A 21,598-nucleotide genomic window follows, 5' to 3' on the forward strand; every position below is an offset into this window, starting at 1 on the left:
TTCATGATCCCAGCAGCGAAGCCGCCAACCTGTCCAGGTCGGCGGCGGCGCCGGCGTGCCCGCGGTTGGCCTCAGCCACCCGCACCACCTCGCCGATGACAAGCACTGCAGGGTTGCTGCAGCCGGCAGCAGCGGAGGTGATGGTGCCCAGGTCCGCGACAGTTGTGCGCTGGCCGGGCCGGTAGCCCCGTTCCACGACGGCCATGGGCATGTCCGGCCGCATGCCGGCGCGGCGGAGGCCTGCCGCCAGCTGGTGGAGGGTGCCGATGCCCATAAGCACCACTATTGTGCCGCCCAGGCCAGCCAGGTGCAGGTGCTCCTTCTCGGTGAGCGGGGCATGCCCGGAAACCACGGTGAACAGATGGCTGACTTCCCGGTGGGTCACCGGGATACCTGCCGCGGCGGGCACCGAGATGGCGCTGGTGACGCCGGACACTACCTGGACCTTGACGCCCGCGGCCACGCAGGCGGCCACTTCCTCGCCGCCGCGGCCAAAGACGTAGGGGTCGCCGCCCTTGAGGCGCACCACGTTGTTGCCGGCCAGCGCGCTTTCCACCATCAGTTTTTCGATGTCCGCCTGGCTGACCTTGTGGTGACCCGGCTTCTTGCCGACGTCGACAAGCTCGGCGGAGGTCAGCAGCGGCAGCTCCTGGTACGGGGCCAGGCGGTCATAGAAAACGACGTCGGCGTCCCGGAGCGCCTTGACGGCCGCCACGGTGAGCAGGTCAGGGGTTCCGGGGCCACCGCCCACCAGGGTGACATTGCCTCCGGGCCCTGCGGCGGGCTCCGCGGCAACGGGGACGCCGGCTTCCCGGCAGCGGCCCAACAATGTGCCCCAGCCGGGCTGTCCGTCCGCGACCGCTGCAACCAGGAACAACTGTTCCGGCAGCCGGGTAAGGGCGGCGCTGTGCGGGGTCTCCAGGCGGTGCACGACGGCGCCCGCGGCTTTGTAGCGGCGCACTGCCTGCCGCGCTGCAGTGGCGGTGCCGGCCACCAGGACGTCCCGGCCGGTGAGGTCGATGCTGAGCTGCATGGTTATGCCTCTTTTTCGGTATTGTCCGTGGTTGACGTGCGGACCGGGATGGCGGCTCCGATCAGGACCTTTCCCTTTTCCTCGGGGGTGGCAGGGCGCATCTGGCCGCGCTCGTCCGGGACGAAGGTGATGGAGTCGTCCTTCTGGTCCGGTGCGTTGACGAAGGAGCGGAAGCGGCGCAACCGCTCGGGGTCCTTCAGGGTGTCCGCCCATTCGTCCACGTAGGTGTCCACGTGCCTGGCCATGGCGGACTCAAGGTCGGCGGCGATCCCCAGGGTGTCCTTGACCACCACGTCCTCAACGTGCTTGATGCCGCCGTCGAGCTCCTCCTGCCACCGGGCCGTGCGCTGCAGGCGGTCGGCGGTGCGGATGTAGTACATGAAGTAGCGGTCGATGTACTTGACGAGGGTCTCGTCGTCCAGGTCCTTGGCCAGGAGCTGGGCGTGGGCCGGGGTGGCGCCGCCGTTGCCGCCGACGTACAGGTTCCAGCCGTCGGCCGTGGCGATCACCCCGACGTCCTTGCCGCGGGCCTCGGCGCATTCGCGGGCGCAGCCGGAGACGCCCATCTTGAGCTTGTGGGGGCTGCGCAGGCCGCGGTAGCGCAGTTCCAGCTTGATGGCCATGGCCACCGAATCCTGCACGCCGAAGCGGCACCAGGTGGACCCGACGCAGGACTTCACGGTGCGCAGGCTCTTGCCGTAGGCCTGGCCGGATTCGAAGCCGGCGTCTACAAGTTCCTTCCAGATTTCCGGGAGCTGCTCCAGCCGGGCACCGAACATGTCGATCCGCTGGCCGCCGGTGATCTTGGTGTACAGGCCGTACTTCTCGGCGACGGCAGCGATGACGCCCAGCTTCTTCGGGGTGATCTCACCGCCGGCAATGCGCGGGACCACCGAGTAGGTCCCGTCCTTCTGCATGTTGGCCAGGGCACGGTCGTTGGTGTCCTGCAGGGTGCCGCGGCCGGCGTCCAGGACGTAGGCGCTGTTCTGGCTGGCGAGGATGTTCGCGATGGTGGGCTTGCAGATGTCGCAGCCGGCGCCGGTACCGTATTTGGCCATGATCTCCTCGAAGGAGGTCAGCTCCAGGACCCGGATGGCGTCGAACAGCTCCTGGCGGGACAGCTCGATGTGCTCGCACAGGGCCTTGGACACCTCGACGCCGGACTTGGTCAGCTCGGTTTCCAGCAGTTTCTTCAGCATCGGCACGCAGGAACCGCACTGGGTTCCGGCGCGGGTGCAGCCCTTGAGTTCGCCGAGTTCCTGGACCGGCGCATTCCCCTCACACGCTCCGCAGCCGTTAATGGTGTCCCGGATGGTCCCGGCGGTGACGTTATTGCAGGAGCAGAGGGTGGCGTCGTCGGGGAGTTCGGTTTCGGGAGCTTCTCCGCCGCCTGCCGCGGAGAGGAAAGCGCCGGGCTCTGCGGGAAGTTCCCGGCCCAGGAGCGGACGCAGGCTCATGTACGGTGAGGCGTCACCCACGAAGATGCCGCCCAACAGGGTCTTGGCGTCGTCAGTGGTGACGATCTTCTGGTACACGCCGCGGGCGGGGTCTGCGTAGACGATCTCCAAAGCGTGTTCGGTCCGGGCGAAGGCGTCCCCGAAGCTGGCCACGTCCACACCGGAAAGCTTCAGCTTGGTGGCGGTGTCGAAGCCCGGGAACGTGGCGTCGCCGCCGTGCAGCCGGTCGGCAACGATCTCGGCCATGGTGTTGGCGGGGGCCACCAGGCCCAGGCACATGCCACCGAAGTTGGCCACCTCGCCGATGGCCCAGATGCCGGGGACCTCTGTGGCGCAGAAGTCGTTGATCGCCACGCCGCCGCGCTGGCCCAGGCTGAACAGCTGCTCCTCGCCCTCGGCCGCGCGGAAGAGCTCGTCGCGGGGCCTGACGCCCACGGCGACAATCACCAGGTCTGCCAGGATGACGCGTTCGTCAGCCATGAGCACTCCGGTGACCTGGCCGTCGTCGTCCGTCAAAATTTCGCTGGGGAACACGCCGCCGTGCACTTCGAAGCCCTTGGCCTCGATCAGGCGGCCAAGGGCCTGCCCGGCGCCCTCGTCCAGCTGGGTGTTCATGAGCCAGGGTGCACCGTTGATGACCACGGGAGTGGCGCCGAGCTGCTCCGTGCCGGCGGCCGACTCGAGGCCCAAGAGGCCGCCACCGATGGTCACGGCGTTGATTTTGCGGCCCAGCTTTTCGGTTAGTTCTGCGATGGCCTTGTTGATGGCCCAGACGTCCTCGAGGGTCCGGTAGACGTGCGCGTGCTGGGCGCCCGGGATGGGCAGGCGGACAGCGTCCGAACCCGTGGCCACCACCAGCTCGTCGTAAGCGTAGGAGTTCCCCGCCGCGGTTTCCACCGTCTTCGCCGCGGCGTTGATCTTCACCACGCGTTCGCCGGTCTTTAGGACCAGCGAACCGTGCTCCCACATCCCGGCCGTTCCCAGGGTGAGGTCCACGCCGGTATCGGTGAGGGCCTTGGAGAGCGCCACCCGGTCGTAGGGGAGGTGGGCTTCCTCGGTGAGGACCGTGACATGCCAGCCGTCGAGGCCCCGGGCATGCATGGCGTCCGCAAAACGGTGGGCCGCGGGGCCGCCGCCGGCGACGACGATGCGGCGCGGAGTCTCTGTGCTTGAAGTCTGTTCGGTCACTGTGGGCCTTTCGCATGGGCCGCAGACGGTGCTCTGCAGCTTGTGCCTCCAGCCTAGGAAGGGGCAGTTTCGCCTCAGTTTCCCAATTGTTTCGTCAACTTAACTTCTGCATCACGGATGCATTTCCACCCGGGTTAGGTCTCTTTTACGCGCCGGACACATGTACCGCACCCCTATGAAACACCTGGACCTTAGCGTGGGACACGGCCGCAAAAGCAGCCGCTGCAAGGACAACAGGCACAGGGAAAGGAGCCGGACATGACGGCAACACTGGAACTTGGGGCGCTCGCCGCCGAATCAGACCTCGCTGGATTTGAGACCGGCTGGTACCGTGTCTGCGCGGTTGCGGACCTCGAACCGGCGTGGGGCGAGGCCGCCTTGGTTGCGGGGCGCCAGGTGGCGCTTTTCCGCACCGGCCCGGAGGAAGTCTTCGCCGTGGCCCATGAGGATCCGGCCACCGGAGCCCACGTCATGGCCCGTGGCATCCTGGGCTCCAAGGGTGCCAGGCCCACCATCGCCTCGCCGCTGCACAAGGAGGTCTATGACTTGGAGACAGGGGAGTGCTTCACCAGTCCCGGCCTGCGGCTCGCAGCGTACCCCACCCGCGTCACCAACGGCTTCGTCGAGGTGGGCCTCCAGTAATTCGCAGGAGCCGGAAAAGGGGCGCCGGGACTCTGAACAGTCCGGCGCCCCTTTCGTGCTTAATGACCTGTTAAAGCCCCAGCGCTTCGCTGACGTCGTGCAGGACCTCGTCCAGGGAAGCCCGGGCCGCCTGGCGTGCGGCCGGCAGCTCTGCGGCGGATCCCACCTGGTGGATGACCTCCAGGTAGCACTTGAGCTTGGGCTCCGTACCGCTGGGCCGGATGATGACCCGGGTCAGGTTCCGGGTGATGTAGAGCAGGCCCTCGGTGGGCGGCAGCTGGGCGGTGCCCTCGGCAAGGTCGGTGAAGACCTCCACCGCTGACTGGCCGAACGATTCCGGCGGCGAAACGCGCAGGCGGTTCATCATGGCGTCCAGCAGCCCCAGGTCCGCAACCCTGATGCTGAGCTGGTCGCTGGCGTGCAGGCCGTGCTGGAGGTACAGCTCATCCAGGGTGTCGAAGACCGTCTTGCCTGCGGCTTTGGCGGTGGCGGCGAGTTCGGCGATCAGGACCGCGGCGGAGATGCCGTCCTTGTCCTTCACCAGGTCCGGCGCCACGCAGTATCCCAGTGCCTCTTCGTACCCGTAGACCAGGCCGGGAACGCGGGAGATCCATTTGAATCCGGTCAGTGTTTCCTGGTGCGCGAAGCCGGCAGCATTGGCGATGCGGGCCAGCAGCCGGGAGGAAACAATCGAATTGGCAAAGACGCCTCCGCCGTCGGCTTCGTCGCCGGGGGCGCCGTCCGCGAGCCGGGCCACCATGTGCGCGCCCAGCAGTGACCCCACTTCATCGCCGCGGAGCATCCGCCAGGCGCCCGTGTCAGGGTCTTTCGCCGCCACTGCGGCCCTGTCGGCATCGGGGTCATTGGCGATGACCAGGTCGGCATCCAGCCGCGCGGCTGCTTCCAGGGCGAGGTCCAGCGCCCCGGGTTCCTCCGGGTTGGGGAAACTGACGGTGGGAAAATCAGGGTCCGGCTCCGCCTGCTCGGCCACCACGGTGACATCCGTGAAACCTGCCGCCTTCAGGACGTCCAGCGCAGTGCCGCCGCCCACACCATGCAGCGGGGTCAGGACGATCTCCAGGTCGCGTGCGGGGAAGCGCTCCGCCATGGCGAGTGCCGCCGTCGTCCGTTCGTACCCGGCGGCCAGCGAGCCGTCCAGGACCGTCCACCCGTCCGCTGCCAGTGCTATTGATTCCAGCGGTCCCACCGCGCTGATGCGCGCAGCGATTTCGGCGTCGTAGGGGGCCACGATCTGGGCACCGTCACCGTCCGCGGCCACGGCATGCCGGCCCAGGTACACCTTGTACCCGTTGTCCTGCGGGGGGTTGTGGCTGGCGGTGACCATGACGCCGCCGTCACAGTCCAGCGCGCGGACCGCGTAGGCCAGCAGGGGAGTGGGGAGGGCGGCCGGCATCAGAAACGTCTCGATGCCGGCCGCGGTGAAGATCGCGGCCGTCTCCTCCGCAAAGACATCGGAGTTATGCCGGGCGTCATAGCCGACGACGGCGCGCGGCCGGGTGCCGGCCGCCGCATTGGCCACGGCGTCCACCAGGAAAGCGGCGAGTCCCGCCGCGGCGCGGCGCACCACCACCCGGTTCATCCGGTTGGGCCCGGGGCCCAAGGCGGCGCGCAGGCCGGCGGTGCCGAACTGCAGCGTGCCGCGGAAGCTGTCTTCCAGTTCCTGCCGGGCCGCCGGATCGCCGTCGTCGGCAAGGCGGACAAGCTCCAGGAGGGACGCCTTGGTTACGGGGTCCGGGTCCTGGGCAGCCCATTCGCGGGCCTCGGCGAGCAGGCGGAGTTCGGCATCGGCAGTGGTCATGGGCACAACGCTATCGTCATTGCACCCCGCCGTGATGCACCCGGGTGCGTGGTCCTGCTAGAGCCGGGCGATGATGTCGGCCAACAGCCTTGAGATGCGGGGACCCGCAGCCTCGCCGGATTCAAGGACTTCCTGGTGGCTCAGCGGCTGGGGGCTGATGCCCGCGGCGAGGTTGGTGACCAGCGAAATGCCGAATACTTCCATGCCGGCGTGCCGGCCGGCGATGGCCTCCAGCGCCGTGGACATGCCGATCAGGTCGGCGCCGATGCGCTTGGCGTACTGCACTTCCGCCGGGGTCTCATAGTGCGGGCCGGGGAACTGCGCGTAGATGCCTTCGTCCAAGGTGGGATCCACTTCGCGGGCAAGTCCGCGGATCCTTGGTGAGTAGAGGTCCGTCAGGTCCACGAATGTGGCCCCTTCCAGCGGTGAGGCCGCGGTGAGGTTGATGTGGTCCCGGATCAGGACCGGCGTGCCGGGGGCCCAGGCCTCGTTGAGCCCGCCACAGCCGTTGGTGAGGACCAGGGTGCCGCACCCGGCGGCTGCCGCGGTGCGGACGCCATGCACCACGGCGCGGACGCCCTTGCCTTCGTAATAGTGGGTGCGGGCGCCCAGGACCAGGGCGCGCTTGCCGCCCTTGGTCAGCACGGAGCGGATGGTGCCCACGTGGCCCTCGACGGCAGGGGAGTGAAAGCCGGGGACTTCCTCGGCGGACAGGGTGGCGGTGGTCTCGCCGATCAGGTCGGCGGCCTCGCCCCAGCCGGAGCCGAGGACCAGTGCGGTGTCGTGGCGGTCCACGCCGGTCTCCTCGGCGATGTAGTCAGCGGCGGCGCGGGCGGCGGCGAACGGGTCCGTGTTCAGGAAGTCTGTTGTACTCACCAGTACAAGTTATCCTGCCGCCCCTGTTACCCCTGTCACTGCGGCCCGCAGCATGCCCTGATTTCTTGGTGGTCAGGCGGTAAATGGGCGAGAATGGATGACTGTGACTACGCACCCAGATTTCAGTTCCCCCCGGATCGCAATCCTGGGAGGTGGTCCCGGCGGATACGAAGCTGCCATGGTGGCCGCCTCGCTTGGAGCGACGGTCACCATCGTTGAGCGCGCGGGCCTGGGCGGCTCCGCCGTGCTGACGGACGTGGTTCCGTCCAAGACCCTCATTGCCACGGCGGACCTGATGACGCGCGTTGCCGAGGCCGGCGAGCTGGGCGTGAAGTTCGACGTCGACGGCGGCGACTTTGTGCCCGTGATGCGTGCCGACCTCAAGCACATCAACGACCGCCTCCTTAACCTGGCCCGCACCCAGTCGCAGGACATCCGCGACGGCCTCGAAAAGCAGGGCGTCCGCATCATCGCCGGTTCCGGCCGCCTCCTGGACAGCCACACCATCGAGGTCCTCACCGTTGATGGCACCGAGACGATCGAAGCGGACACCGTCCTGCTGGCTGTGGGCGCGCACCCGCGCGAACTGGAAACGGCCCGCCCGGACGGGGAACGGATCCTGAGCTGGACCCAGATCTACAACCTGGATGAACTGCCCGAAGAGCTCATCGTGGTGGGCTCCGGCGTAACCGGCGCCGAATTCGCGTCCGCCTACAACGGCCTCGGCTCCAAAGTCACCCTGGTCTCCAGCCGCGACCGCGTGCTGCCGGGCTCGGACGTGGACGCCGCAGTGGTCCTTGAGGAAGTGTTTGAACGCCGCGGCGTCCGGGTCCTGTCCCGCTCCCGTGCCCAGACCGTCGAGCGCACGGACGACGGCGTGGTGGTCACGCTCTCGGACGGCACCAAGGTGACCGGCAGCCACTGCCTGCTATGCCTGGGCTCCATCCCAAACACCGCCGGCATCGGCCTGGAGGAGGCCGGGGTGGCGGTCAGCGACAGCGGCCACATCAAGGTGGACGGCGTGTCCCGCACCACGGCCCCCAACATCTACGCCGCCGGTGACTGCACCGGTGTCCTGCCGCTGGCCTCGGTGGCCGCCATGCAGGGGCGCATCGCGGTGGCGCACTTCATGGGCGACGGCGTCACCCCGCTCAAGCTCCACCAGGTAGCGTCCAACATCTTCACCTCGCCCGAAATCGCGAACGTTGGCGTGTCCGAGGCGGAGATCGAATCCGGCAAGTACCAGGCCGACATCATCAAGCTCTCCCTGCGAAGCAACGCCCGCGCCAAGATGCGCAACGCCAAGGACGGGTTCGTGAAGATCTTCGCGCGGAAGGGCTCGGGCACCGTGATCGGCGGTGTGGTGGTGGGACCCAACGCGTCCGAACTGATCTTCCCCATTTCCATTGCGGTGAAGCAGAAACTGCACGTGGACGACGTCGCCAGCACCTTCACGGTGTACCCGTCGCTGACCGGGTCCATCTCCGAGGCAGCCCGCCGACTGCACGTCCACATGTAAATCTTCCCGGCCACGGGCGGGGCCGGACCCCTCCGGCGCCACCTGCCTAGACTCGAACCAGGCGCGGCCGGGAATTTCCATGAAGTTCCCGGCCGTTCCTGTACCAGCCGTCGACGCAAGGAGGGGCCCATGGAACTGCAGGGCATCAAGTGGAACGAGCAGGCGCGGGAAAAGATCCTGCTGGATGCCGACCGGGCACTGCAGGAAGCGGTCCGGGAGGCGGCTTCATCGCTGTCCGGATCCGGTAAGGACAAGGTGTACGAATTCCTGTTCGAGAAGCTGAAGGGCCAGTTCGTGGACTTCCAGCCGGGCCCGGACCTCACCAAGTACGCGGAGGCCGTGGCCGCCGGGGAAGTCGAATAAGGGGAACGGCTCAGTTGCCCGCTGTCGGTCCTGCTTCCGTTTGCAGGACCGGCAGCGGCTTTCCTGGCCACGGTCTGAGGCGCTTCCGGTGAACCGGCAGCGCCAGCTTAAAACGGATACGGGGCGATGTCCGGGCGCATGGTGAGCCACTGGATTTCGGTGAAGGACTCCATGTTGGCGTGGTGGCCGCCGATCCGTGAGCCGTTGCCCGAATCCTTCATGCCGCCGAATGGCGAATTGGCTTCGTCCGACACGGTCTGCTCATTGATGTGGACCTTGCCGGAGTCCAGCTGGTCGGCAATGGTCATGGCCATGCCGACATCGCCCAGGATGCCGATGGACAGGCCGTATTCGCTGTCGTTGGCCAGGGCCACTGCCTCCTCCACGGTGGAGAAGCTGGTTACCGGGGCCACGGGACCGAAGATTTCATCCTTCCAGGCCGGACTGTCCTGCTTGAGGTCCACCAGTACGGTGGGCTGGTAGAAGCGTCCATCGTGGGTACCGCCGGCCGCCACGCGGGCGCCGCCCTTCACTGCCTCCTGGACGATGCCGTCCACGCGGTGCAGCTGCCGCTCATCGATGACCGGTCCCAGCGCCACGGTGCCGCTCTTTGGGTCACCGACCGGAAGGTGGGCGGCCTTTTCCGACAGCGCGGCAACGTAGTCGTCGTAGATGTCCTCGTGCACGATATGACGGCCCGCGGCCATGCAGATCTGGCCCTGGTGCATGAACGATCCGAACGCGGCGGCTGACGCGGCCTTGGCCAGGTCCGCACCCGGCAGCACGATCAGTGCGTTGTTGCCGCCAAGCTCCAGGTGGGCACGCTTGAGCAGGCGTCCGGCGGTCTCGCCGATCTTCCGCCCGGCCGCCGTCGAACCCGTAAAGGCGATGACGCGAACTTCCGGCGCCTCCACCACGGCCGCACCGATGTCCGCGCCGCCGGGCAGCAGCGACAGCAGCCCCGGCGGGAGGCCGGCCTCCTCGAAGATCCGCATGAGGGTGACGCCGCCGCAGACAGCGGTCCGGGGATCCGGTTTGAGCAGCACGGCGTTCCCCAGCGCCAGGGCAGGGGCGACGGCGCGGATGGAGAGGATCAGTGGGAAGTTGAACGGCGCGATCACGGAGACGACGCCCACGGGGCGGCGCCTGGCAAAGGACCAGCGGTTCTCGTTGGAGGTGAGCACATCCCCGGCCGGCAGCGAGGGCAGCGCCGAGGCGTCGTAGCATTCGTTCGCGGCAATGTGGGTTTCCAGCCCTGCCTTGGGCGCAATGCCGCCGGATTCCCGGACGATCCAGTCCTGGACCTCCGCGGCGTGCTCCTCCCAGAGCTGGCCGGCGCGGCGCAGCACGGCGGCGCGCTCCTCCGGGTTGCGCGCGGCCCAGTCCTTTTGGGCCTTCGCAGCCGCGGTGGCAGCTTCCCGGACGTCCTCGACGGAGGCGACCCCGTAGTTGCCCAGCTGGGCGCCGGTGGCCGGTTCAACGCTGGTTCCGGTTCCGCCGCCGCCCTTGCGCCAGCCGTTGAGGTATATGTTGCCGTCCCAGGGGGCGGAATCGAGGAGGGACATCAGTGTCCTTTCGTCGTGAACTGCCGCGACTCAATGTCACGGACGGGCGGATGCCGGAACACCGCCCAATCAATGGTGGTGCCTTTACCTTCGCCGCCATGTTCATGCGCCGTCAACTATGGTTCCCTGACCGAGCTTGCGAGGTTAGGGCAAGGCTGGGTGGGGCCACGGCCGCCGGGTTCCCTGACCGAGCTTGCGAGGTTAGGGCAAGGCTGGGGAGAAGTGCCGTTCGATAAGGCCCTTGATGTCCTCGTGGCAGCCGCCGCAGCCGGTGCCCGCGCGGGTGGCCTTCGAAACCTCCGCAACAGTGGCACAGCCATCGGAGACCGCAGCCGTAATGGCAGCCCCGCTCACGCCGGCACACCGGCACACGGTTCCGGCGGGATCCACCGGGCTGGCGCCCGGCAGCTGGTCCGGACCGTCCAGGCGGAGGAGCAGCGACCGGTCCGCGGGCAGTTCAGCCCCACGTTCAAAGAGCCCCACCAGCTCGGCAGCCGTCCTCGGCATGCCCACTGCCACCAGTCCTTCCAGGACGCCCCCACGCGTGGTCATTTTGACGTACCGGCCGTGCTCCGGATCTGCCCACTGCGAGACCTGCAGGCGGGGCCGGCCGGTGGCTGCCCCGGCCGTGAGAATCTCCTCGTCCCAGGGATCGGCGGAGTTGTCGCCGGCCACGGCCATGTTCATTCCACGGGCCTTCAAGACCACCACGCCGGGCTGCTCCGGCGGCAGGGCGGGCAGCAGCTCGGCTTCCGCGGCTGCCCCTTCGGCCAGCAGGGTGAGGTAGCCGGCCAGCCACTCTGCCTGCCGCCAGCCCGGCCCCACCAGCCCCGACGGACCCTTGGCATTGCGGCACCCCGCGCAGCCCGGGTCCGGGCAGCGGACCTCGGCGCAGTCGCCGATGGCAAAAATGTGCGGTTCGTGGTGCGCCCGCAACCGGTGGTCCACCAGGATGCCGGTACCGGTGGACAGCCCGCATCCTTCGGCCAGTTCGGTCCGGGGACGGACACCGCACGAAATGACCAGGAGGTCGCCGTCAATCGCGGACCCGTCATCGAGCAGCAAAGCCGAGAAGCCGCCGTCGGGCCCGTTGTGCTCCACCCCCGTGGAACGTGCGTTGGCGGCCACCCGTACGCCGCACCGCCGCAGCCCCGCGGCAAGGACCGCTCCGCCGCCGCGGTCGATGCTCCTGCCCAGCGGGTGCGGGCCGTTGTGGACCACCGTCACGGTGGCGCCCTCCTCCGCCGCTGCCAACGCCGTTTCCAGCCCCAGCACCCCGCCGCCCAGCACCACCACCCGCTTGCCGCCGTCCACCGCCTTCCGCAGCACAGCGGCGTCGCTCAGGTCCCGCAGCGCCGTAACGCCCGCGGGAAGGACCGGGGTAGCGGGATCCGGGTTGATGCCGGTGAGGTTGGGGATCACCGGGCGGGACCCGGTGGCGAAGACCAGCCGGTCGTAGTGGACCATGAACCCGTCCGAGAGCAGGACCTGCTGCCGCGCCCGGTCCACGCGCTTCACCCGCATGCCCAGGCGGACGTCTACGCCCTCCTCGGCCAGCCCGGCCGCGTCAGCGAGTGCCAGGGCGTCTGCAGTGGTCCGGCCGACCCCGAGATCCGCCACGAGCACGCGGTTGTAGGCGGCATCGGCTTCCGCGCCCACCACGGTGAGCCGGATCCGGCCTCCGCGCACGGCGGGCAGCAGCTCATCCACCAGCCTGGCGGCCACGGGGCCGAATCCCACGATGACAATCTGCTCGCTCATGAGGCCTCCGTCGTTTGCAGCATGCGGGCGGAATCGGGTGCGGCCACCGGCCGGACCCACACGGTGTTGAACTTGAATTCGGGCATTCCGGAGACGGGATCGGTGGCCGCTTCGGTCAGCCGGTTGGCGCTTTCGGAACCCGGAAAATGGAAGGGCAGGAAAACCGTCTCGGGGCGGATTGCCGTGCTCAGCTCCGCCCGGCACACCACCTCGCCGCGGCTGTTGGCCACGGAGACCAATGATCCCTCGGCGATGGCCATCGCTTCCGCTGCCGCGGGGTGGAGCTGCACTTTCGCCTCGGGCTGGGCGGCGAGGAGCTCCGCCACGCGCCGGGTCTGGGCACCGGACTGGTAGTGCTCCAGGAGCCGGCCGGTGATGAGGGTCATTTCCTTTGCAGCGGGTCCGGGGCTGACAGCGGGCGTACGACGGCGGCGCGGCGCCACCGGGACCAGCTGCGCCTTGCCGTCGGGGTGCGCAAAGCGGTCCGTGAACAGCCGCGGCGTTCCGGAACTGCCGGCCGGGTACGGCCAGTAGGCGGGCTCGCCGCGGTCCAGCATGGCGTAGTCGATGCCTGAATAATCAGCGAGGCCACCGGCGGAGGCGAGCCGCAGCTCCTCGAAGACCGTCTCCGGGTCCTCGCTGTAGGTGGAGGGTGCGTCCAACCGCTCGGCCAGGCGGGCCATGATCCACAGTTCGCTGCGGGCGCCGGGGGGCGGGGAGACGGCGCGACGGCGGCGCAGCACGCGTCCTTCCAAGTTGGTCAGGGTGCCGTCCTCTTCCGCCCACTGCAGCACGGGCAGGATCAGGTCCGCTTCCGCGGCGGTTTCGGACAGGAAGAAGTCGCAGACCACCAGGAAGTCCAGGCTGCGCAGCCCAGCGATCACGGCATTCGCATCGGGTGCCGCCACCGCAATGTTGGAGGCATGGACGAAGAGGCACCGGACGCCGTCGGGCTTTCCCAATGACTTCAGCAGCTGCACGGCCGGCAGGCCGGGGCCGGGGATCAGGTCCTCGGGGACACCCCAGACGGCGGCGACGTGCGCGCGGGCGGCAGGGTCGGTGATTTTGCGGTAGCCCGGAAGCTGGTCCGCCTTCTGGCCGTGTTCGCGGCCGCCCTGGCCATTGCCCTGGCCGGTGAGGGTGCCGTAGCCGCTGCGGGCGGACCCGGGCAGGCCCAGCAGGAGGCTGAGGTTGATGGCGGCGGTGGCGGTGTCGGTGCCGTCGACATGCTGTTCCACCCCGCGGCCCGTGAGGATGTAGCTCCCGCGCGCCCGGGCTCCGGCCGCAAGCATGCGGGCCGTCTGCCGGATCAGCTCCGCCGGGACGCCGGTAATCGACTGGACGCGTTCGGGCCAGAAGGCGTTGACACTGCGGGCCACGGCGCTGTAGCCGGAAGTGCGCTCCTGGACGTAGGCGCTGTCCACGAGGTTCTCGTGGATGACCACGTGGGAGAGGCCGAGCAGCAGGGTGAGGTCGGTGCCGGGCAGCGGCTGGAGGTGGAGTCCGCCGCCATCTGCCGTGAAGGCTGCGGTGGCGGATCGGCGCGGATCAACCACGATCAAGCCGCCGGCGTCGCGGGCGCCCTTGAGGTGCTGCACGAACGGCGGCATGGTCTCGGCAACGTTCGAACCGAGCAGCAGGATGGTGCTGGCGGTGTCCAGCGCCTCGACCGGGAAGGGCAGGCCGCGGTCCACGCCGAAGGCCCGCATCCCGGCAGCCGCAGCGGAGGACATGCAGAACCTGCCGTTGTAGTCGATGCGGGACGTGCCGAGGGCCAGCCGGGCGAACTTGCCCAGCATGTAGGCCTTCTCGTTGGTGAGTCCACCGCCGCCGAACACGCCCACGGCGTCCGCACCGTACCGGGCGCGGGCATCCTTCACTGCCCGGGCCGCGAGGTCCAGGGCTTGGTCCCAGCCGATGGGGCGGTGCGCGCCGTCGGGACCCTTCAGCAGGGGCTCAGTGATCCTGCCCGCGTGGTTCAGCAGCGATGGCGAGGTCCAGCCCTTGCGGCACAGGCCGCCGCGGTTGGTGGGGAAGTCCCGGCCGGCAACCTCCAGGGCGGGTGCAGGGTTGGATGCAGGTCCGGGCGTGGAACCGGGTGCCGGCGCGGAGCCCGGCCCCGGCTGGGCAGCCGTTGCCAGGCCTGCGGTGGGCGTGAGCGTCATGGCGCACTGCAGGGCGCAGTAGGGGCAGTGCGTGTCGGCGCTTGCGGGCATGCTAGATGTGTCCCATCGCGTTCCGGCCCGCCTTGCGGATGTAGCAGGCCCAGCAGACCACCAGCATCAGGACATACGCGCCGACGAACCCGTAGAAGGCGGGGGTGTAGGAACCGCTGGCGCTGCTGGAGGCGTTCAGGACCTGGGGGATGACGAAGCCGCCGTAGGCCCCGATAGCGGAGATCAGGCCGAGGGCAGAGGACGCCAGCCGCTGCGTGGCCACGGAGCTTGCGCCCTTGCGCGCGGCCCGGCTGGAGGTGGCGAAGATGACCGGAATCATCCGGTAGGTGGCGCCGTTGCCGAAGCCGCTGGCAGTGAACAGCATCAGGAACAGGACCAGGAAGAGCAGGAAGTTCTTCAGCGGCAGCGTCCAGACCATGGTCAGCGTGATTACGGCCATGGCGGCGAAGGCCGAAACGGTCATCCGGGCTCCGCCCATGCGGTCCGCCATGCGTCCGCCGTAGGGGCGGGCCAGCGAGCCCACCAGGGGGCCCAGGAAGGCGAGAGAGAGGGCCACGGTTCCCACGCCGATGGTGGAGAACCCGGGGAAGTAGTCCTTGATCAGCTTGGGGAACACGCCGGCGAAGCCGATGAAGGAACCAAACGTCCCGATGTACAGCAGCGCCATGATCCACAGGTGCGGTTCCTTGAGCGCCGCCACCGATCCGGCCACGTCGCCCTTGGCGCTGGTGAGGTTGTTCATGTATTTGAAGGCCCCAAAGGCTGCCAGCAGGATGAAGGGAACCCACATCCAGCCGGCCATGGGAAGGTTCACGGTGCCGGCGGCCAGCAGGGTGATCACAATGGGAACGGCAAGCTGTGCGACGGCGGCACCGAGGTTTCCGCCCGCGGCGTTCAGGCCCAGCGCCCAGCCCTTTTCCCGGGCCGGGTAGAAGAAGGTGATGTTGGCCATGGAGCTGGCAAAGTTTCCGCCGCCGAAGCCGGCCAGGGCCGCCACAAGGAGCATGACGCCGAATGGGGTCTCCGGGTTGGAGACGCAGAGGGCCAGCCCGGTGGAGGGGATCAGGAGCAGCAGGGCGGACACAATGGTCCAGTTCCGGCCCCCGAAGCGGGGGACCATGAACGTGTAGGGAATGCGGAGCGTGGCGCCCACCAGGCTGGGCATGGAGATGAGCCAAAAGATCTCCGACGTGGAGAAGGTGAAGCCGGCGGCGGGAAGCTGGACCACCACGATGGACCAGAGCTGCCAGACCACGAAGCCCAGGAACTCGGCGAAGATGGACCAGTTCAGGTTCCGGCGTGCGATGGCGCGGCCCGCGGTTTCCCACTGCTCCTTGTTCTCCGCATCCCAGTTGGCGATCCAGCGGCCGGGGCGGAATTCAAGGGCAGGTGAGTCTGTGGCGCGGGCAGGGCCGGGCTGTACGCCGGTTTCGACAGTGCGGTCAACAGTCACGGTTTACCTCCTTCGGGGATGGGGTTTCCTCAAACCTAGGGATGGCTCGTTTCGTGGACAGTCGATGTGTGTTAACGCGCTGTGACTTTTGCCTATCCGGCACAGTCAGGCGGCGTGAGGCGCCGGGGAACAGCCGCCTTGTGAGACAGACAACACCAGTCCGGATGCTGGACGTTTCGTCCATTGACTGGACGGAGGCAAGTAAGATCGAACTCTAACTATTCGAGCCGGGTGGCAGTCCTGCCTGTGCCCGGCCGGTCTCACGAAAGCGCTTACCTATGTCATCCACCGATACCACCGCGCTGCCAGGTGCACACCAGCCGGTGAACTCCCGCGGCCGCGTCATCGTGGCCAGCCTGATCGGCACCACAGTGGAGTTTTACGACTTCTACGTCTATGCCACCGCCGCCGTCCTCGTCTTCCCGAAGCTCTTTTTCCCCAGCGCGAACGAAACCACACAGCTGCTGAGCTCCTTTGCCGTGTTTGGCGTGGCCTTCATCGCCCGCCCCCTCGGCTCCATCATCTTCGGGCACTTCGGTGACAAGTTTGGCCGCAAGGGCACGCTGGTGGCTTCGCTGCTGACCATGGGTATCGCCACGTTCCTCATCGGCTGCCTTCCCACCGCGCTGGTTCCGGGCTGGGAGTTCCTGGCGCCGGCCCTGCTGGTGGTCATGCGCTTCGCCCAAGGCCTGGCGCTCGGCGGCGAATGGAGCGGGGCCGCGCTGCTGGCCACCGAAAATGCTCCCGCCAACAAGCGCGCCATCTACGGCACCTTCCCGCAGCTCGGCGCCCCGATCGGCTTCATCATCGCCAACGTCATCTTCCTGGTGGCAAGCTACACCCTGGCGCCGGAGGCCTTCGCGGCATGGGGCTGGCGCGTTCCATTCCTGCTCAGCGCCGTCATGGTCATCATCGGCCTGTACGTCCGGCTCAAGCTGATCGAAACCCCGGCCTTCACCAAGGTCCTGGAGTCCAACGAGGTCGCCAAGCTGCCGCTGGGCCGCGTCTTCAAGACCAGCTGGCGCCAGCTGATCCTGGGTACCTTCATCATGCTGGCCACCTACGTGCTCTTCTACCTGATGACCACGTTCACGCTCACATACGGCACCAAGCCAACCCTGGAAGGCGCCAAGGCCGCAGCCGAAAAGGCCGGGAAGCCGATGAGCGAAGCCGCCGCCGCCGCGTTCGTCCCCGGCCTTGGCTACAGCCGCAACGACTTCCTCTGGATGCTGATTGCCGGCGTCGTCTTCTTCGGCATCTTCACCCTTGTCTCCGGACCGCTGGCGGAAAAGTTCGGCCGCCGCAAGATGCTCCTCGCCGTCACCGCCGGGATCTTCGTCTTCGGCCTGCTGTTCGTTCCGCTGTTCAGCGGCGGCTTCTTGGGCACCATGGGCCTGCTGATCCTCGGGTTCTCGCTCATGGGCCTCACCTTCGGCCCGATGGGGGCGCTGCTGCCAGAACTGTTCCCCACCAACGTGCGGTACACGGGCTCCGCCATCAGCTACAACTTCTCCAGCATCCTGGGTGCAGCAGTGGCGCCGTTCATCGCGGTGGCCCTCTGGGAAGCTGCCAAGGGCAGCCCGGTCCTGGTCGGGGTCTACCTGACCTCGATGGCGGTGCTCACCTTGATCGCGCTGTTCCTCACCCGCGAAACCCGGGACGTGGACTACGAGAACAACGTGGCCTGACGCCCTGGGTGCAGTCCGGCCCGGTTAGTGGCTGAGATGCCCGGCCCCGCCCCCGCAATAACGGGGTTGGTGCCGGGCATCTCCCTTAAGTGCCGGAGGTAACCGGGCAGGAACGCACGACGGCGGGCTGCCGCGGCTTGGGAGGTTGGGGCTCAGCGGGCGTAGCGGGCCACGAAGTTCTTCAGCACGGCCATGGGCTCGGTGACGGTGAATTGCCGTGCCGCCGCCATGAGTTCCTCCGCGGACTCCGGCGGGAAGTAGCCGGCATGCCGGTAGATGTCGATCCGGGTCACCAGCCCGTCGGTGTCCAGCTCCGGGTGGAACTGGGTGGCGTAAAGGTTGGTCTTGACGCGGAACATGTGGACGGGGCAGGAGGCCGCCCGCGCCAGCAGCACAGCGTGCGGGGGCAGCGAGCTGACAGCTTCCTTGTGCCCGGTGAAGGCTGTGAAGGTTTGGGGCATTCCCTGCAGGATGGGGTCCTGCAGTCCCTCCTCGGTCAGTTCCACCTGCACCGCGCCCAGCGGCTCGCCGTAGGTCCGGTCGATCACGGCGCCCTGGTGGCTCCCGAGCGTGCCGACTCCGTAGCAGGCGCCGAGGAACGGGAAGTCAAGGTCCACCAGCTGGTCCAGGAGCGCTGCCAACTCCTGCTCCACGCGGTGCTGGACAGGGCTCTTGTGCTCCGGCGGGTCGCTGGAGGTGAAGGGGCTGCCGCCGACGATCACGCCGGAGTACTTTGAAAGGTCCAGCGAGGGCAGGGGAGCGGCTTCGAGCCGGACGCGGACCAGTTCCCGTTCTTCAAGTCCGCCGTACCTCAGGTAGGCGGCGTACTCATCCTCCGCGGCGGCATCCTCCGCACGGGAGGCCAGGAGCAGGAAAGGCAGCATGAGTAAAGTCTGCATCCTGGCGGCTGCACCTGCCAGCACCACGCCTGCCGGCACCAGGACTGCACCCGCCGGGTCGGGCTGTTTGCGTTCAGGCTATGTGCCGGCCCAGGTTAGATGCGGGCTCAGGCCGGCGGTTGCGTCAGCGACCGGCGGGACTGGGGCCGGGCCGCCGGGTCCGCGTGGCGGTGCAGCAGCTTCCAGTAGCCCTCCTCGCGCCGGAAGATGCTGGTCACGCGCAGGGCGAACTCCTCCGTGGCTGCAGCCCCGTCCAGCCGTGCCCGGAAATGCTCTGTCTCCACCAGGTAGGCAGTGTCGCGCGCCGTGTAGGAGGTCACGGTGTCGAAGCCCAGCATCTCGCCGTCGCGGAACTGGCGTGCCGCCTGGTCCAACCGGGCTTCCACCTGGGCCCAGCCGCGGGCGATCCCGCCGAACGGGTTTGCCAGCGTGACGTCATCCAGCCGGGAGTACAGTTCCTTGATTGGAGCCGCATTGCCGCGGGTGATCTCGGGAACCGCTTGGTGGTAGCGGTCCACTTCTTCCTGGAAACTTGGTGCGAGCATGGCTGCCGGGCCGCCTTCTAGTCCTCGATGGTGGCGATGATGGCGCCCGCGGACACCGTCTCGCCGGCCGTTGCGGTCAGGCCCGTGATGGTGCCGGAACGGTGTGCGGTGAGCGGCTGCTCCATCTTCATGGCCTCGAGGACCACCACCAGGTCGCCTTCGGACACCACGTCGCCGTGGGCCACAGCCACCTTCACAATGGTTCCCTGCATGGGGGAGGTCAGCGCATTGCCGGTGGCGGCGGCGGGCCCTGCAGAGCGGGAGCGCTTCTTGGACTTGCCCGGCTTGCCCGTCGCAGCAGCTGCGGTTCCCGGCGTGCCCAGGGACGCGGGAAGGACCACCTCAAGGCGCTTGCCGCCTACCTCCACCACCACGCGCTGGCGGTCTTCGCCGGAGCCTTCGCCGTCAGCGGTCCCCTCAGGGGTCCATGCGGGCAGGTTGTTGCTGAATTCGGTTTCGATCCACCGGGTGTGGACCTTGAAGGGTCCTTCGGCGGGTGCGAACGCAGGGTCCGAGACGACAGCGAGGTCGAACGGGATGACGGTGGGGATGCCCTCCACCACCATCTCCTCCAGGGCGCGGCGGGCACGCTGCAGGGCCTGCGGGCGGCTGGCGCCGGTGATGATGAGCTTGGACAGCATGGAGTCGAAGTTTCCGCTGATCACGTCGCCCTGCTCCACGCCTGAGTCCACGCGGACACCAGGGCCGGTGGGGTTTTTCAGAACGCGGAGGGTGCCGGGGGCGGGCAGGAAGTTCCGGCCCGGATCCTCGCCGGTGATGCGGAATTCGATGGAGTGGCCGCGCACCTCGGGGTCGCCGTAGCCCAGTTCCTCGCCGCGGGCCAGCCGGAACTGCTCGCGGACCAGGTCGATGCCGGTCACTTCCTCGGAGACGCAGTGCTCCACCTGGAGGCGGGTGTTGACCTCAAGGAAGGAAATGGTTCCATCCTGGCCAACCAGGAATTCGCAGGTGCCTGCGCCCAGGTAGCCGGCCTCTTTCAGGATGGCCTTGGAGGATTCGTACAGCTTGCGGTTCTGGTCCTCAGTGAGGAACGGGGCCGGGGCCTCCTCCACGAGTTTCTGGTTGCGCCGCTGGAGCGAGCAGTCGCGGGTGGACACCACCACGACGTTGCCGTGGGAATCGGCCAGGCACTGGGTCTCCACGTGGCGCGGGGCGTCCAGGAAGCGCTCGATGAAGCATTCGCCGCGCCCGAAGGCTGCCGTGGCCTCGCGGACGGCGGACTCGTACAGTTCGGGGATTTCTTCCCGGGTACGGGCCACCTTGATGCCGCGCCCGCCGCCGCCGAAGGCGGCCTTGATGGCCACGGGCAGGCCGTGCTGGTCAACGAAGTCCAGGACCTCCTGCGCGGACTCAACGGGATCGGCCGTGCCGGGCACCAGCGGTGCGCCGACCTTTTCGGCGATGTGCCGGGCCTGGACTTTGTCGCCCAGGGCGGAGATCGCCTCGGGGGAGGGGCCGATCCAGGTGATGCCGGCCTCGATCACCCGGGCGGCGAACTGGGCGTTTTCGGCCAGGAAGCCGTAGCCGGGGTGGATGGCGTCGGCGCCGGACTGGCGGGCAGCCTCGATGATCTTGTCCATCACCAGGTAGGACTCGGCGGCGGTGGTGCCGCCCAGGGCGTAGGCCTCGTCAGCGAGCCGGACATGCAGGGCATCGCGGTCCGGGTCAGCGTAGACGGCGACGGAGGCGAGGCCCTCGTCCCGGGCCGCCCGGATGATGCGCACGGCGATTTCGCCGCGGTTGGCGATCAGCACCTTTGTGAGGCTCGGCTGCGTGGTTCCTGCGGACTGCTCCAAATTTGCTGACAAGGCGTCTCCTTCTTTCCTTCAGGGAGCCTAGCGCGGTTTTGGAGGTTCCGCCGATATTACTTGCGGAATCCGCGTGTAAAGCAGCCTTCCTTTGTAGGGAAGCTACAAGGGGGTCCGAAAACCGCCGGTCTTAGCGCGGCGGCCAGAGGTCCGTGATCCGCACATTGGCGGCAGCGAGCAGTCCGCGCAGGGTGGAGACGGAAAGGCCGACGACGGCGTGCGGGTCGCCGTCGACCTTCCGGATAAAGGCCCCGCCCAGGCCGTCGATAGTGAAGGAACCCGCGCAGTGCAGCGGTTCACCGGTGGCGATGTAGGCGTCGATCTCTGCCGGTTCCATGTCCAGGAAGGAAACTTCGGCGGAGGCGACCGCCCCGAGCGTGGCGCCCGAGCCGCGGCCGCCGCTGCCGTCGTCGTCCGTGTCCCTGCAGTCCACCAGCCAGTGGCCCGTGTGCAGCACGCCGGCCCTGCCGCTCATCCGCAGCATCCGTTCGCGTGCGACGTCGGCGGTGTAGGGCTTGCCGTGAGCCTCGCCGTCGAACTCGAAGACGGAGTCGCAGCCAAGGACCAGCGCACCTTCCGCCTCCGGCAGCGACGCGACGGCCTCGGCCTTGGCCCGGGCCAGCAGCAGCGCGGTGTCATGCGGGTCGGTGACGCCGTACCGTTCCTGGACGGCGGCTTCGTCGACGTCGGACACCAGCACGGTGTGCCGGATACCGGCCTCGGCCAGGAGCTTGGTGCGGGCGGGGGACTGGGAGGCGAGGATCAGATGGAGCACGGCTTCAGC

The 21,598-nt window shown here is 68.2% G+C and carries 16 protein-coding genes, 1 tRNA gene and 1 pseudogene; 4 read left to right on the plus strand and 14 right to left on the minus strand.

Going from position 1 to position 21,598, the window contains the following annotated elements; translation table 11 throughout:
- Position 1 precedes the first annotated feature (1 nt).
- From cobA to LFT44_RS22120, 4 genes and pseudogenes are all read right to left on the minus strand, one after another.
- A complete protein-coding gene (cobA, locus tag LFT44_RS05995; RefSeq protein WP_236801755.1) occupies positions 2–1,033 on the minus strand; it encodes a uroporphyrinogen-III C-methyltransferase in 1,032 nt (343 codons plus the stop codon).
- Between the two features lie 2 nt (positions 1,034–1,035).
- Positions 1,036–1,713: a hypothetical protein gene (locus tag LFT44_RS06000; RefSeq protein WP_236801756.1), complete on the minus strand. Its 678-nt coding sequence runs from the start codon at positions 1,711–1,713 to the stop codon at positions 1,036–1,038.
- Positions 1,714–1,732: 19 nt separating this feature from the next.
- Positions 1,733–1,852: transfer RNA gene (locus LFT44_RS06005), tRNA-OTHER, on the minus strand.
- Positions 1,822–3,591 (minus strand): annotated as a pseudogene (locus LFT44_RS22120) (FAD-dependent oxidoreductase); the annotation flags it as partial. The gene LFT44_RS06005 and the pseudogene LFT44_RS22120, both read right to left, overlap by 31 nt.
- Before the next feature lie 345 nt (positions 3,592–3,936).
- Between LFT44_RS22120 and nirD the strand changes: the two are divergent.
- Positions 3,937–4,320, plus strand: coding sequence for a nitrite reductase small subunit NirD (gene nirD, locus LFT44_RS06025; protein ID WP_236801760.1), 384 nt, complete (start codon positions 3,937–3,939; stop codon positions 4,318–4,320).
- A gap of 70 nt (positions 4,321–4,390) precedes the next feature.
- Here nirD and LFT44_RS06030 read toward each other — a convergent pair whose 3' ends face one another.
- Positions 4,391–6,139 carry a phospho-sugar mutase gene (locus LFT44_RS06030; protein ID WP_236801761.1) on the minus strand — a complete coding sequence of 583 codons (1,749 nt, stop codon included), beginning with the start codon at positions 6,137–6,139 and terminating at the stop codon, positions 4,391–4,393.
- 57 nt (positions 6,140–6,196) lie between these two features.
- The gene (locus tag LFT44_RS06035; protein ID WP_236801762.1) at positions 6,197–7,015 is read right to left on the minus strand and encodes a purine-nucleoside phosphorylase; all 819 of its coding nucleotides are present in this window, start codon (positions 7,013–7,015) and stop codon (positions 6,197–6,199) included.
- A gap of 103 nt (positions 7,016–7,118) precedes the next feature.
- Here LFT44_RS06035 and LFT44_RS06040 point away from each other — a divergent pair, with 103 nt between their 5' ends.
- The gene (locus tag LFT44_RS06040) at positions 7,119–8,534 is read left to right on the plus strand and encodes an NAD(P)H-quinone dehydrogenase (protein WP_236801763.1); all 1,416 of its coding nucleotides are present in this window, start codon (positions 7,119–7,121) and stop codon (positions 8,532–8,534) included.
- Positions 8,535–8,663: 129 nt separating this feature from the next.
- Positions 8,664–8,897 carry a hypothetical protein gene (locus LFT44_RS06045; protein WP_236801764.1) on the plus strand — a complete coding sequence of 78 codons (234 nt, stop codon included), beginning with the start codon at positions 8,664–8,666 and terminating at the stop codon, positions 8,895–8,897.
- Between the two features lie 107 nt (positions 8,898–9,004).
- Here LFT44_RS06045 and LFT44_RS06050 read toward each other — a convergent pair whose 3' ends face one another.
- The 4 genes from LFT44_RS06050 to LFT44_RS06065 all read right to left on the minus strand — a co-directional run bounded on the left by LFT44_RS06050 (position 9,005) and on the right by LFT44_RS06065 (position 15,853).
- Positions 9,005–10,462, minus strand: a complete 1,458-nt coding sequence (locus LFT44_RS06050; protein ID WP_236801765.1) for a benzaldehyde dehydrogenase — start codon at positions 10,460–10,462, stop codon at positions 9,005–9,007.
- A 201-nt stretch (positions 10,463–10,663) separates the two neighbouring features.
- Positions 10,664–12,223, minus strand: coding sequence for an FAD-dependent oxidoreductase (locus LFT44_RS06055; protein ID WP_236801766.1), 1,560 nt, complete (start codon positions 12,221–12,223; stop codon positions 10,664–10,666).
- Positions 12,220–14,439 (minus strand): molybdopterin oxidoreductase family protein, encoded by a 2,220-nt coding sequence (locus tag LFT44_RS06060; protein ID WP_236801767.1) that lies wholly within the window; start codon positions 14,437–14,439, stop codon positions 12,220–12,222. Before LFT44_RS06060 ends, LFT44_RS06055 begins: the two co-directional genes overlap by 4 nt.
- Position 14,440: 1 nt before the next feature.
- Positions 14,441–15,853 (minus strand): MFS transporter, encoded by a 1,413-nt coding sequence (locus LFT44_RS06065; RefSeq protein ID WP_236801768.1) that lies wholly within the window; start codon positions 15,851–15,853, stop codon positions 14,441–14,443.
- 278 nt (positions 15,854–16,131) lie between these two features.
- Between LFT44_RS06065 and LFT44_RS06070 the strand changes: the two genes are divergently transcribed.
- The gene (locus tag LFT44_RS06070; protein ID WP_236801769.1) at positions 16,132–17,541 is read left to right on the plus strand and encodes an MFS transporter; all 1,410 of its coding nucleotides are present in this window, start codon (positions 16,132–16,134) and stop codon (positions 17,539–17,541) included.
- A gap of 152 nt (positions 17,542–17,693) precedes the next feature.
- Here LFT44_RS06070 and LFT44_RS06075 read toward each other — a convergent pair whose 3' ends face one another.
- The 4 genes from LFT44_RS06075 to LFT44_RS06090 form a co-directional block, all read right to left on the minus strand.
- Entirely contained in the window at positions 17,694–18,425 is a 732-nt protein-coding gene (locus LFT44_RS06075; protein ID WP_236801770.1) for a glutamine amidotransferase, read from the minus strand.
- 122 nt (positions 18,426–18,547) lie between these two features.
- Positions 18,548–18,985 carry a YybH family protein gene (locus tag LFT44_RS06080; RefSeq protein ID WP_236801771.1) on the minus strand — a complete coding sequence of 146 codons (438 nt, stop codon included), beginning with the start codon at positions 18,983–18,985 and terminating at the stop codon, positions 18,548–18,550.
- Between the two features lie 17 nt (positions 18,986–19,002).
- Entirely contained in the window at positions 19,003–20,814 is a 1,812-nt protein-coding gene (locus LFT44_RS06085; RefSeq protein WP_373462196.1) for an acetyl/propionyl/methylcrotonyl-CoA carboxylase subunit alpha, read from the minus strand.
- A gap of 130 nt (positions 20,815–20,944) precedes the next feature.
- Entirely contained in the window at positions 20,945–21,589 is a 645-nt protein-coding gene (locus LFT44_RS06090) for a Maf family protein (RefSeq protein WP_236801772.1), read from the minus strand.
- Between the last annotated feature and the right edge of the window lie 9 nt (positions 21,590–21,598).

The organism is Arthrobacter sp. FW306-05-C, assembly GCF_021801725.1.
GTDB lineage: Bacteria > Actinomycetota > Actinomycetes > Actinomycetales > Micrococcaceae > Arthrobacter.

What these genes read in the sequence shown, in the direction of transcription:
- cobA (WP_236801755.1), bottom strand. Translation starts at nt 1,033, where the DNA reads ATGCAGCTCAGCATCGACCTCACCGGCCGGGACGTCCTGGTGGCCGGC.
- nirD (WP_236801760.1), top strand. Translation starts at nt 3,937, where the DNA reads ATGACGGCAACACTGGAACTTGGGGCGCTCGCCGCCGAATCAGACCTC.
- LFT44_RS06030 (WP_236801761.1), bottom strand. Translation starts at nt 6,139, where the DNA reads ATGACCACTGCCGATGCCGAACTCCGCCTGCTCGCCGAGGCCCGCGAA.
- LFT44_RS06045 (WP_236801764.1), top strand. Translation starts at nt 8,664, where the DNA reads ATGGAACTGCAGGGCATCAAGTGGAACGAGCAGGCGCGGGAAAAGATC.
- LFT44_RS06050 (WP_236801765.1), bottom strand. Translation starts at nt 10,462, where the DNA reads ATGTCCCTCCTCGATTCCGCCCCCTGGGACGGCAACATATACCTCAAC.
- LFT44_RS06055 (WP_236801766.1), bottom strand. Translation starts at nt 12,223, where the DNA reads ATGAGCGAGCAGATTGTCATCGTGGGATTCGGCCCCGTGGCCGCCAGG.
- LFT44_RS06060 (WP_236801767.1), bottom strand. Translation starts at nt 14,439, where the DNA reads ATGCCCGCAAGCGCCGACACGCACTGCCCCTACTGCGCCCTGCAGTGC.
- LFT44_RS06070 (WP_236801769.1), top strand. Translation starts at nt 16,132, where the DNA reads ATGTCATCCACCGATACCACCGCGCTGCCAGGTGCACACCAGCCGGTG.
- LFT44_RS06075 (WP_236801770.1), bottom strand. Translation starts at nt 18,425, where the DNA reads ATGCTGCCTTTCCTGCTCCTGGCCTCCCGTGCGGAGGATGCCGCCGCG.
- LFT44_RS06080 (WP_236801771.1), bottom strand. Translation starts at nt 18,985, where the DNA reads ATGCTCGCACCAAGTTTCCAGGAAGAAGTGGACCGCTACCACCAAGCG.